Source organism: Dactylosporangium thailandense (genome assembly GCF_059739745.1).
Genome location: NZ_AP029195.1, coordinates 889,034 through 900,247 on the forward strand (window position 1 = coordinate 889,034; position 11,214 = coordinate 900,247).

At 75.3% G+C, this 11,214-nt stretch carries 9 protein-coding genes; 4 read left to right on the forward strand and 5 right to left on the reverse strand.

Going from position 1 to position 11,214, the window contains the following annotated elements; all coding sequences use genetic code 11:
• Positions 1-9: 9 nt before the first annotated feature.
• From AC6JBM_RS03785 to AC6JBM_RS03800, 4 genes are read right to left on the reverse strand one after another with little or no spacing between them, the layout of a single operon-like run.
• Positions 10-945 (reverse strand): TIGR03621 family F420-dependent LLM class oxidoreductase, encoded by a 936-nt coding sequence (locus AC6JBM_RS03785; protein WP_497982221.1) that lies wholly within the window; start codon positions 943-945, stop codon positions 10-12.
• Positions 942-3,110 (reverse strand): penicillin acylase family protein, encoded by a 2,169-nt coding sequence (locus AC6JBM_RS03790; RefSeq protein WP_497982222.1) that lies wholly within the window; start codon positions 3,108-3,110, stop codon positions 942-944. Before AC6JBM_RS03790 ends, AC6JBM_RS03785 begins: the two co-directional genes overlap by 4 nt.
• Complete coding sequence (locus tag AC6JBM_RS03795) at positions 3,107-4,375, reverse strand: MupA/Atu3671 family FMN-dependent luciferase-like monooxygenase (protein WP_497982223.1); 1,269 nt, start codon at positions 4,373-4,375, stop codon at positions 3,107-3,109. Before AC6JBM_RS03795 ends, AC6JBM_RS03790 begins: the two co-directional genes overlap by 4 nt.
• 4 nt (positions 4,376-4,379) lie before the next feature.
• Positions 4,380-5,111 carry a phytanoyl-CoA dioxygenase family protein gene (locus AC6JBM_RS03800; protein ID WP_497982224.1) on the reverse strand — a complete coding sequence of 244 codons (732 nt, stop codon included), beginning with the start codon at positions 5,109-5,111 and terminating at the stop codon, positions 4,380-4,382.
• A gap of 334 nt (positions 5,112-5,445) precedes the next feature.
• Between AC6JBM_RS03800 and AC6JBM_RS03805 the strand changes: the two genes are divergently transcribed.
• On the forward strand, positions 5,446-6,162 hold the full coding sequence (locus AC6JBM_RS03805; RefSeq protein ID WP_497982225.1) for a phytanoyl-CoA dioxygenase family protein: 717 nt from the start codon (positions 5,446-5,448) through the stop codon (positions 6,160-6,162).
• A gap of 53 nt (positions 6,163-6,215) precedes the next feature.
• Here the strand turns inward: AC6JBM_RS03805 and AC6JBM_RS03810 are convergent, their stop codons facing one another.
• The gene (locus AC6JBM_RS03810; protein ID WP_497982226.1) at positions 6,216-6,950 is read right to left on the reverse strand and encodes an SDR family oxidoreductase; all 735 of its coding nucleotides are present in this window, start codon (positions 6,948-6,950) and stop codon (positions 6,216-6,218) included.
• Positions 6,951-7,078: 128 nt separating this feature from the next.
• Between AC6JBM_RS03810 and AC6JBM_RS03815 the strand changes: the two genes are divergently transcribed.
• The 3 genes from AC6JBM_RS03815 to AC6JBM_RS03825 all read left to right on the forward strand — a co-directional run bounded on the left by AC6JBM_RS03815 (position 7,079) and on the right by AC6JBM_RS03825 (position 11,188).
• A complete protein-coding gene (locus tag AC6JBM_RS03815) occupies positions 7,079-8,749 on the forward strand; it encodes a condensation domain-containing protein (protein WP_497982227.1) in 1,671 nt (556 codons plus the stop codon).
• A gap of 307 nt (positions 8,750-9,056) precedes the next feature.
• Positions 9,057-10,268: an SDR family oxidoreductase gene (locus AC6JBM_RS03820; RefSeq protein WP_497982228.1), complete on the forward strand. Its 1,212-nt coding sequence runs from the start codon at positions 9,057-9,059 to the stop codon at positions 10,266-10,268.
• Positions 10,265-11,188, forward strand: coding sequence for a TauD/TfdA family dioxygenase (locus AC6JBM_RS03825; RefSeq protein ID WP_497982229.1), 924 nt, complete (start codon positions 10,265-10,267; stop codon positions 11,186-11,188). Before AC6JBM_RS03820 ends, AC6JBM_RS03825 begins: the two co-directional genes overlap by 4 nt.
• The last annotated feature ends 26 nt before the right edge of the window (positions 11,189-11,214 follow it).

Consider the following 11,214-nt stretch of genomic DNA (forward strand, 5'->3'; position numbering starts at 1 on the left):
GGCGGCCGGTCAGCGGCCGGCGAGGGCGGCGACGACCGGGGCGAAGTGCTGCGCGGCGGTGTGCGGTACCGACACCGAGGACAGCCCCCAGCGTTCCCGGCGGGCCAGGAGGTCCTCGGTGACCGACTCGACCGAGCCGATGATGAGGCTCGGCTGCGCGCGCAGCTGGGCCACGGTGATGCCCATCGCGCCCGCGTACATCTCCAGGAGCGGGCCGGGCTGCGGGGTGATCATGCACTCCCAGACGACGTGGTGCAGGCGGGGGCTGCGCCCGTGCGCGGCCGCGGCGGCGCGCACCACGGCGACCTTCTCGTCGAGGCGGGCAGGGTCGAGGTCGGCCTCGTCGGCGCCGCCCCCGGGGAGGCTGCGGGCGGTGAGGCTGACCGTGTCGGCGTGCTCGGCGGCGAGGCGCAGCAGGCGCGGGCCGCCGGCGCCGACGGTGAGCGGGATCCGGGGCCGCTGGACGGTGACGAAGGGCTCGGTGAGCTCGACGGTGTAGTGCGCGCCGGTGTACGACAGCGGCTCGCCGCGCAGCAGCCGGTCGACGACGGCGACGCTCTCGGCGAACCGGGCGGCGCGCCGCGGGCCGTCGTCGAAGCGGACGCCCGCCGCGCGGTGGTCCTCGGCCCGCCAGCCGGCGCCGAGGCCGAGCTCGGCCCGTCCGTCGCTGAGCACGTCGAGGGTGGCGATCTCGTGGGCGAGCAGCACCGGCGAGCGCACGTCGTTGTTGGCGACCCGCGGGCCGAGCCGCAGCGTCGTGGTCGCCGCCGCCGCGGCGGCGAGGGCGGGCAGCGCCGCGAGCGGCTGCTCGACATGGTCGTTGAGGTACAGGGCGTCGTAGCCCAGGCCCTCGACGGACCGGGCCAGCTCCAGCCACGCCTTCCTGGAGGGTCCGCCGGAGGTCTCGCCGCCGGTCGCGACCGAGAACGTGAACGGCTGGGTCATCGAGCCTCCTGAAGATGCGTGAGGACCACGTCGTCGCGCGGTTCGCCGGGGAGCAGCGGTGCCGGCCGCCCCCGCAGCCAGTCGTCGAACTGGTCGGCGTAGTTGGGGTGCCGGGGGTCGCCGGACTGCCCGCCCGGCAGGTGCAGGATCGCGTCGCCGGGACGGCCGGGCGAGGCCACGAGCCGCATCGCCGGGCCGAAGCCGGTGTGCGCGGCGTGCACGGACTCGGCGCAGCCGGGCAGCGCGGCGTCGGGCAGGTCGAGCACGGCGGCCAGGTCGGGCAGCAGCGGCGAGAGCGGGTGCCGTGCGCCGGTACGGTTCAGCGCGCCCCATACGACGTCGGCGACCCGCGCCGGCGCCGGACCAGACCCGGCCGCGACGAGCAGCATGGCGGCGGACAGCTCCAGCTGCCCGAGGACGAACCGGGCCCGGGTCCGGTACGGCGCCGGCACGACCGCGGGCTCGGCCCGCAGCAGGGCCCGCAGCGGCAGCTCGTGGTCGAACCAGGTATAGCGGAACCCCGGGTCGAGCGCCCGGCACGGCTGCAGCAGCGCCGCGAACAGCGACTCGCGCAGGTTCTCCCGCAGCAGGATCAGCAGGCCCAGCCCGCGCGCCCCGGCACCGGCGGTGCCGTCCCACGCCTCGACCGCCTCGAGGGCGTCCGACAGGGCCGGTTGGGTGTCACCGGCCTCGCGTACCGCCGCGCGGACCAGGTCGCGGTAGAAGGTGAAGAAGCCGGCGTCGGTGTCGAGCTGCACGGCGGCGAGGTCCGGCTCGGCGAGCGGCTCTCCGGTCTCGAGCAGCGTCACGATCCGCCGCGCCCGGCAGGCGCTGAACCCGTTGGCCGCCACGTGCGCGGCGGCGGCGTGCTGCGGCGTGAGGTTGTTGGCGACCACCACGAGACCGCCGGGCGGGTCCACGAGCCGCGGCAGCCGCGCCGCGCCGGGGAAGCTGCCGGTCACCGTCCAGGCGACCCGGCCGTCCGCGTCGGCGACCACGATGTTCAGCGGCGGCCCGGCGGCCCGGTTCGCGACGTCGCAGGCCTCCTCGGCCGTGCCCGCCTCGGCGAGGTCCGCCAGGCCGAGGTCCAGCCCGCCCGGCTCCAGCGGCCGCCACCGCAGCGCCACCGGGCGGCCGAGGAGCGTGGGCCCGTACACCGGACCGAAGCGGGACTCCCGGACGCCGACCTCGACCGGTTCGCCGCCGCGGACCTCGATGCGCTCCGTACGCACGGTCAGCGGCTCGTCGTCGCCGATCGGCACCAGGCGGGCGTTGTCGGCGGTGAGCCGGGTGGCGCCCCACGCGATCCGGCCCGTCGAGCCCGCGATCACCGCCGGGACGCCGGGCACCACGAGACCGTCGACCTCGTGGCCCGGGTAGCGCAGCGACACGCGGTACAGCAGCGGCGGTGCGGTCAGCGGCAGGTGCATGTCGTTGGCCAGCACGGCCCGGCCGTCGGCGGTCCGGCTTCCCGAGACCGCCCAGGCGTTGGAGCCGAACGGCGACTCGTCCGCGCCGACGACCGGCGCGGCGCCCGGGCCGGGCCGGGTCGCACGGGCGATGCCGGCCAGCGTCGCAAGCAGGGCCGGGTCCGGCGGGTCCGGTGGGGGCGCCGGGCGGCCGTCGATGCCGACGTCGTACGGCCCCCGCTCCGGCAGCAGGAACGACACGAGCGCGGCGGGCAGGGCGGCCTCCATCACGGCGCGCATGCGGTGCTCCGCGCCGTCGCCGCCGAGCATCTGCGCGAGCAGCAGTGCCACCGCGGTGCAGTCCTCGGGGCGCCACGGCTCGGGCGCGGCGCCGGTGACCGCGAACTCGACCGGCAGGTCCGGGTCTGGCAGGGAGCCGAGCCGTTCGTTCACGCCGCGGGTGTACGCGTCGACGAGGGCGCGCTGCCGCGGCGGCAGGTCCCGCAGGGCGCGCTCGGCGGCGATGCGGATGCCGAGGGTGCGCTGGGCGGTGTCGTGGGCCAGCAGGCCGGGCCCGAAGACCTCGGCGAGGCGGCCGGTCGCGCGGCGGCGGAACAGGTCGAGCTGGAACAGCCGGTCCCGGGCGGTCACCCAGCCCAGGCCGCGGGCGACCGCCACGCGGTCCGGGCCGTGCACGACCGGCACACCTTTGCCGTCGGTGCTGACCCGGACCTCGCCGTCAGAGCCGCCGCTCACACCGCGGCCGGCACGGTGGCCGGCTGCGCGGCTTCGAGACCGGCGTCGAACTCGGCGGTCGCCAGGTCGGCGAGGCGGCGCAGGTGGACGAGGTGCTCGACGACCGCGTCGTGCCCCACGCCGAAGTCGACCAGGCAGGCGATCTCGGTCGCGCCCGCGGCGACCAGCGCCCTGACCCGTTCCAGGGCCGTCTCCGGGGTGCCGAACAGGCCGTTGGTGGTGAAGTACCGCTCGAAGGCCATCTCGACCAGGGTCTGCTTGTCCTGCTCGGTGACCTGGTCCAGGTTGATGTCGAGGCCGCGGCTGCGGACCAGCTTCTCGAACAGGTCGACGTGCGAGCGCAGGTAGCGCTGCAGCGGCTCGCGGGCCAGGCGGCGCACCGCGTCGACGTCGGTGCCGACCAGCGTGTGCAGCATGACGGTGATCTCGCCCGCGTCCGGCGCCAGGCCCTCGGCCTCGCGGGCCTCGCGGTAGACGGCGGCCTTCTCCGCGAGCTCCTCGACGCTCTGCTCCAGCAGCGCGGTCAGCACGTTGGTGCCCATCCGCGCGGCCGTGCGCCACGTCGCGGGGTTGCTGGAGCTGGTGAGCCACACGTCGAGCGAGGTCTGGACGGGCCGCGGGTAGGCGGCGACGGACACGGTCGTCCCGGCGCCGTCGGTCCGCTCGAGCGTGCCGCCCGCCCACAGGGTGCGCAGCTGGGTCAGGCGCTCGGCGAGCACCTGCTTGCGCGGCTCGAACGTCCCGGGCGAGACGACGAAGTCCTGCGGATGCCAGCCGGAGGCGAGCGAGATGTCGACCCGCCCGCCGGAGAGGTTGTCGACCATCGCCCAGCGCTCGGCGACCTGCAGCGGGTCGTGCAGCGGCAGCACCACGCTGCCCGCGCGAATGCGCAGGCGCCGGGTGGTCGCGGCGATGGCGGCGGCGAGCACGGCCGGGTCCGGGTACGGCCCGCCGAACGGGTCGTAGTGCCGCTCCGGCATCCACACCGCGTGGAAGCCGTGCTCGTCGGCGAACGCGGCGCAGCGGCGCACCAGGTCGTACGTCGCGGCGGCCGGGTGCTGCGCGTCGGAGGAGAAGAAGAACAGGCTGAATCGGGGCGCCCGCGAACCGTCCCCCCGTGGCGACGGCGCCGGCGTCGGCGCGGGCGCCGGCGTGCTCGCCCCGGCGGGGCGGGTCTCGCGCAGGCGGCGCTGCAGCTCGAGGCGCTGCTGCGGGGTGAGCTGGGCCAGCCGCGCCCGCAGCTGCTCGTTGTCGGCGGAGGTCACCGGCTCACCCGGCGTTCTCGGTCAGGTAGCGCGTGTGCGCGCCGCGGTAGCCGCACAGCAGCCCGAGGCGCCGCTTCGACGACGTGTTCGGCGGGCTGTCGTGGATGATCAGGCCGCTGTGGATCGCCGCGCAGCCGGCCGGCACCTCCATGACGGTCGCCTCGCCGGAGTCGCCGACGAACTCGTGGCCGACCTGCTGGCCCCACTGCGCCGGGATGTGCTCGCGCAGGCCGCCGCGGTGGCTGCCCATCCAGTACCGCAGTGCGCCGTTCTCGATGGTGGCGTCGTCGATGGCGATCCACAGGTGGACCACGTCCATCGGTTCCAGCGGCAGGAACGCGCAGTCCTGGTGCGCCGATGCGGCCGAGCCGATGCCGGCCGGCTTGTTGAACGTCTCCACGACGTAGAGCTCGGGCTCCCAGCCGGTGACCCGGCGCAGCAGGTCCTTGAAGTCCTCGCGGTTGCCGAACTCCGCGAACCACTCGTCGATCTGGTCCATGAAGTACGCGCTGCGCACCGAGACGCCGTCCTCCTCGATGCGGACGGTCTTGCGCACGATCTCCTCCGGCAGGCGGGGGATCACGTACTTCGCGTAGCGGTCGAGATGATGGCGGACCTCGGCGAGCTCGTCCTGCGTCAGGACCTGCCCGGCGAACAGTGCGCCGTCCTCGACGAACCGGCGCGCGGCGTCGTCGAGGTCGGTGTCGCGCCAGTGCTGGATCGTTGTCTCGGCCATGCGCCCTCCGGCTCCCCGTCTGGTGAGGTGCATCCCAGTGCCCCGTCGGTGCTCCCCGTGCCACGCGGCATGCGTGCGTCGCGGCGCCGGTCATGCACGGCACGGCGGAACGGCCCGCGTCGGCGCGGGCCGTGGCGTCACCCTATCCAAGGATGTCGCTGCCGTCACGCCCCGGGGCCGCATTACGATCAATGAATCCGCGCTCTTGCAGGCGTCGGTCGTGCCGGGCAAGAATCGGGACGCGGCGCGCGGGGACGCCGGGCCCCGCCGTGTTCGTCATCGACGGACCTCGTTTGCCGGCATCGTTTGGCATCGGCGAGAGGGAGTGGGCTGGATGGGATCGACGGCCGCGCAGCACGAGCTGCGACTGCACGACACGGACGAGGCAGCGCTGCCCGAGTCGTACGAGCGCGACGGCGTGGTGCTGATGCGGGACGTCCTCAGCGCCGAGGAGGTCGCCGAGGTGCGCGGCAACATCGCCCGGTACGCCAAGTGGCTGCTGCCGGCGCTGCCCGAGGACTGGGCCCGCCGCGAGGCCGACGGCACCCTGCGCGGCATGTACTTCCTGGAGCGGGTCGACCCGTTCTTCACCGACTTCGCGGCGCGCACGGACCTCAAGGACATCGTGGAGCGGGTCACCGGGCGCACGGCGACCTTCGCCTCGATGGAGACGTTCCACAAGCCGGCCCGGGTCGGCAGCCCGTCGCTGGTGCACCAGGACGGCGTGTACTACGTCGGCCGCCCGATCGTCGGCGTCAACCTGTGGCTGGGCCTCGACGACGCGACCGCCGACAACGGCGCGCTCAAGTACTGGATCGGCTCCCACCACGACGGCCTGGTCGAGCACGGCGGCGTGGAGGGCGACGAGTTCTTCCGCGCGATCCCGCCGCACCTCGTCGCGGCGATGCCCGACCCGTTCGTCGCCGAGCTGCAAAGCGGCTCCGGCGCGCTGCACCACGACATGATGGTGCACGGCAGCGACGGCAACGCCTCCGAGCGTCCGCGGCTGGCGATGGCCCTGACGTACACCCTGGAGCCCGCGACGCGATAGCCGGCGGGCCGCGACGCCCCGGGCGCCCGGGGCGTCGCGGACGTCGCGGGCGGTCAGCCCGGGGGCTGGCGCGTCGAGATGAGGGCGATCTCGACGTGGTGCACGTCCGGCGGGGCGGACAGGACGTGCGCGATCTGCGCCGCCACGTCCGCCGGGTCGAGGCCCTGGTGCAGCTGGCCGTGCTCCATGTTGGCCCGCACGTCGGGGTCGCGGATGTAGGCGCCGAGGTTGGTGTGCACGAAGCCGGGCGCGATCACGGTGACGCGGATGCCGGAGCTGTACAGCTCCCGGCGCAGGCTCTCGGTGAGCGCGTGCACGGCGTGCTTCGTCGCGGCGTAGACGCCCTGGGCGGGCTGGGCCACCCGGCGGCCGCCCATCGAGCTGACGTTGACGATCTGCGGCGCCCGGCCCGCCTCGAGGTGCTTCACCGCGGCCTGGGTGACGGCGAGCAGGCCGAGCACGTTGACCTGGACCATGTCCGCCCAGTCGGACGGCTCGCCGTCGCGGACGAGGCCGAGCCGGAACGTGCCGGCGTTGTTGACCAGCGCGTCGAGGCCACCGAGCCGTTCGGCCGCGGTGTCGACGGCCGCCGCGGCGGCCGGTCCGTCGGTGAGGTCCGCGGCGACGGTGACCGCGTCGAGCTCCTTGGCGATCGCCTCGAGGCGGTCGGCGTCCCGGCCGAGCACCGCGACCCGCCCGCCGTCGGCCGCCACCCGCCGGGCGACGGCGGCACCCAGGCCGGCCGACCCGCCGGTGACCAGCACCCGCCTGCCGTCCAACACACCCATCGCATGCCTCCCGTTTCGCCAGGGTCCGGTGATCATCGACGAGTATAGGTGGGGCGGCGTTCCCGCGAGGGCTGCTCCGATCGTCGGGGGTCAATGCGCGCGCCGTTGCGCTGCTACAGTCACGTTCCATGGCTGGCACCGGCACGGACATTCGAAGCCTGTCGCATGACGAGGTCACCGGCCGGATTCGCGAGGCCTGGGCCGACCTGCTGGGGCGCGAGGACATCGGCCCCGACGACGACTTCTTCTCCCTCGGCGGTCAGTCGCTGGCGGCGGTGCGCGCGGTGGGCCTGCTCGCCGACCGGCTCGGCGTGGCGCTGCCGCTGCAGTCGGTCTACGAGGCCCCGACGCCCCGCGCGCTCGCGGAACGTGTCTGCGACCCGGCGTACGCCACGCTCTGCGGCCCGGTGCAGGCGGCGGACGGTACGGCGGCGGCGCCCCTGTCCTGGCAGCAGGAGTGGCAGTACCGCATCGAGCAGCTCGTGGCCGGCAGCAACATCTACGTCTCCTTCGTGCGCTTCGACCTGCTCGGCCGCCTCGACGCGGGCGCCTTCGCGGGCGCGCTGCTCGGCCTGGTCCGCCGCCACGACCTGCTGCGCACCGTCTACGAGAACGGCCCGCGCGGCATCACCCAGCACGTGCGCCCGCACGCCGGCGTCGAGCTCGCCGAGCACGACCTGACGGACCTCGCCGACGCGCCGGCCGCGGAGCGCCTGCAGGCCCTGGCCCGCACGTTCAGCCGCCGCGGCTACGACCTCGCGGCCGACCTGGGCCTGCGCGTGATGCTCGCGCACCTGCCCGGCGGCCGTGCCAACGTCATCATCGCGGTCCACCACATCAACTTCGACGGCTGGTCACGCGACGTTCTCCTGGACGACTTCGCCGCGCTGTACCGCGCCGCCCTCACCGCCGGACCGGACGCGACCGGCGACGCCCCGCCCGTGGCCTCCCGGATCTCCTACGCCGACTTCGCCCGCTGGCAGCGCGGCCGGTTCGGCGCCGCCGAGGTGGCCGGCCACCTCGGGTTCTGGCGGGACGCGGTGCGCGGCGGCACGCCCCGGCCACCGGCGCCGCCGCGGCCGGACGGCGCGGCGGGGAGCCCGGCCGAGCCGACGTTCATGTCGCGGCGGCAGGGCGTGGCGATCGGGCGGGACGACTCGGGGCGCTTCGCCGCGCTCGCGGGAGCGGCCGCCACGACGCCGTTCATCTGTTGCGTCGCCGCGTTCGGGGTGGTGCTCGCGGACTGGCTCGGGTGCGAGCGGCTGCCGGTGGCGACGATCACCGCCAACCGCACCTGGGCGGCGACGAACGACGTCGTCGGCATGTTCTGCACGGTGGTGCCGGTCGTCGTCGACGTGTCCGGCGAGCCGACGTTCCACGAGGTGCTGGCCCGGTGCCGTACGGCCGGGATCACCGCCATGGCGCATCAGGAGTACCCGTTCGAGCACGTCTGCCTGACCATGGGCGGCGAGGTGATGCGGGAGCTGTCCGAGGGCATGCGCTACGGCATCGCCCTGCACCCGGCGGTCGGCGCCGACCGGCCGCTCGGCGACGAGCTGGTGCTCGTCCAGCGCCGCCCCGAGCTGCTCGGCCAGGACGAGGGCGAGGTCAACCCGTCGACGTTCGACCTGACGCTGGAGCTTCGCGAGTCCGCCGACGGGCTGTCCGGACATCTGGCGTACCAGACCGACACCGTCGACGCGGCGGCCGCGCGGGCGCTCGCGGACCGGTTCGCCGAGGTGGTACGCAGGGTCGGCGAGGATCCGCACGTCCCGGTCGCGCGGCTGCTGCGCGGCTGAACCGTCCGAAGTGGATGGACCGCGGCCAGCATCGACGCCCTTGACGGTGTAGCGGCCCGTTGCTAGCGTCCGAGATCGATACGTCGCGGGGGGCGGATCGAGCGACGGCGATGTCGTGTGGGCTGCCCCCGGCACGGACCCGGGAGGTCATGATGCCGAGCTCGTTCTCCAGGTTCTTGTCCGAGGAAGAGATGCGCCGCGTGCGCGAGCTCTACCAGCAGTCGCTGCAGGACGCCGACGCCGACCAGTCCGCCTCCGCGGGCGAGGCCTCGGCGACCGCCACACCCACCGAGCCCGAACCGGGGCGATGACCCGTACCCACCCGCGGGCCGGCGCCCCGTCCACGGACGGTGACCCGGCCGCGGACGGCGGTCTGGCCGCGGTCATGGCGGCCGACGCCCGGCTCGCCGACGAGCTCGTCCCGGCCGCCGCGCCGCAGCCCGGGGTGCGCACCACCACCGTGGTCACCGGCGCCACCGGCTTCTTCGGCGCCGCCCTCGTCGACGCGCTGCTGCGCGCGGGGGAGGGCGACGTGCTGTGCCTGGTCCGCGCCCCCGGCGACGAGGCGGCCCGGGCCCGGCTGACCGGCGCGCTCGCCCGGGCCGGCTACCGCGCGGGCACCGACCGGCTCCGCGCCATCGCCGCCGACATCGCCGAACCCGGCCTCGGCCTCACCGAGGACCGCCGGCGCGAGATCCGGGCCGGCGCCGCCCGGGTGGTCCACGCCGCCGCGAACGTCAACGGCAGCCTGCCCTACGCGTCCCTGCGCGCGAGCACGGTCTTCGGCACCGCCGCGGTCCTGCGCCTCGCCGCCGAGGCGGGCGCCACGCTCCACCACGTCTCGACCACCGCCGCCGTGCCGGTGCCGGGGGCCGCCGCCCCCGCCGGTGCGGTGCCGCTGCCCGGCCTGGGCAACGGCTACGCGCAGAGCAAGTGGGTCGCCGAACGCCTCGTCGACGCCGCCCGGCAGCGCGGGCTGCGCGCGTGGACGTATCGTCTCGGCGCGCTCGCGGGCCATCGCGGCACCGCGTCGAGCAACGAGCGGGACTTCCGCTGGATCTTCGTGCGCGCCTGCCTGGAGCTGCGGGCGGCGCCGCACATCCCCGGCGACCTGTGCTGGGTCCCGGTCGACGTCGCCGCCGACGCGGTCGCCGCCCTCGCGCGCGACGACCTGCGGGCGGCCGACCGGCACACGCTGCAGATCGCGGCGAGCACCGGCGTGCGCTGGGCCGAGGTGTTCTCCTGGCTGCGCCGGGCCGGCCATCGCCTCGACGTCGTCGAGCCCGCGCTCTGGTGGGACCTGCTGCGCGACCGGCTCGCCGGGACACCGGACCTCGCGCGGATGGCCGCGTTCGCGCCGTCGCTGCCGTCCGGGGCGCCCCGCCCCGACGACGGCACGTGGGCCGCCCTGGCCCCGTACGGCGTGACCGAGCAGCCGTTCGACCGGCACCTGCTGCTGCGGTACGTCGCGACGCCGGCGACGGATGGCCAGGAGCAAGATGGGGAGGAAGGGCCGTGACCGTACAGCTGCCCGTCGTCGTCGACAGCGACGGCCGTGGCGTGCTCGAGTGGCTCGCGGAGCACCGCGAGCGGCTGACCGGGCACCTGCACGAGGCGGGGGCCGTCCTGCTGCGCGGCTTCGGCGTCACCGACACCGACGGGTTCGAGCAGTGCCGCCGCGCGGTGTTCACCGAGCCCGCGCGCTACGTCGAGGGAGCCACGCCGCGCCGGCAGCTCAGCGACAACGTGTTCACCTCGACCGAGTTTCCCGCCGCCGAGGTCATCCCGCTGCACAACGAGAACTCGTACGCCACCTCGTGGCCGGGCCTGCTGCTCTTCGGCTGCCAGCAGGCGCCCGAGACCGGCGGCGCCACCCCGGTCGCCGACGTGCGCCGGGTGCTCGGGCGGCTGCCGGCCTCGCTGGTGCGGACCTTCGAGGACCGCGGCGGCTGGATGCTGCTGCGCAACTTCGGGCCGTGGTTCGGGCTGGGCTGGCAGCGCGCGTTCGGCACCGAGTCACGGGCGGAGGTCGAACGGTACTGCCGCGAGGCCGACGTCGACGCCCAGTGGGTCGGCGACGACGTGCTGCGGACCAGGCAGGTCCGCCCGGTGCTCGCCACCCACCCGCACACGGGGCAGCGGGCCTGGTTCAACCACGTTCGGTTCTGGCACCCGTCGTTCCTGCCGGAGGAGACCCGCGAGCTGATGCAGGAGGAGTTCGGCCCGGACGGCCTGCCGTACGAGACCCGCTACGGCGACGGCACCCCGATCCCCGACGACGTCGCCGCCGAGATCGACGCGGCGTACGAGGCGGAGAAGGCGGCACTGCCCTGGCGGGAGGGCGACGTCCTCGTCGTGGACAACATGCTCGCCGCCCACGGCCGCGAGTCCTTCACCGGCGAGCGCCGGATCGTCGTCGCCATGGGCGACCCGGTCTGACCGGCCCCGTGGGGGACGCCGGTGCA

Excerpts from the sequence above, each read along its gene's own strand:
- AC6JBM_RS03785 (WP_497982221.1), bottom strand. The coding sequence starts at position 945 with ATGACCCAGCCGTTCACGTTCTCGGTCGCGACCGGCGGCGAGACCTCC.
- AC6JBM_RS03800 (WP_497982224.1), bottom strand. The coding sequence starts at position 5,111 with ATGGCCGAGACAACGATCCAGCACTGGCGCGACACCGACCTCGACGAC.
- AC6JBM_RS03805 (WP_497982225.1), top strand. The coding sequence starts at position 5,446 with ATGGGATCGACGGCCGCGCAGCACGAGCTGCGACTGCACGACACGGAC.
- AC6JBM_RS03810 (WP_497982226.1), bottom strand. The coding sequence starts at position 6,950 with ATGGGTGTGTTGGACGGCAGGCGGGTGCTGGTCACCGGCGGGTCGGCC.
- AC6JBM_RS03815 (WP_497982227.1), top strand. The coding sequence starts at position 7,079 with ATGGCTGGCACCGGCACGGACATTCGAAGCCTGTCGCATGACGAGGTC.
- AC6JBM_RS03820 (WP_497982228.1), top strand. The coding sequence starts at position 9,057 with ATGACCCGTACCCACCCGCGGGCCGGCGCCCCGTCCACGGACGGTGAC.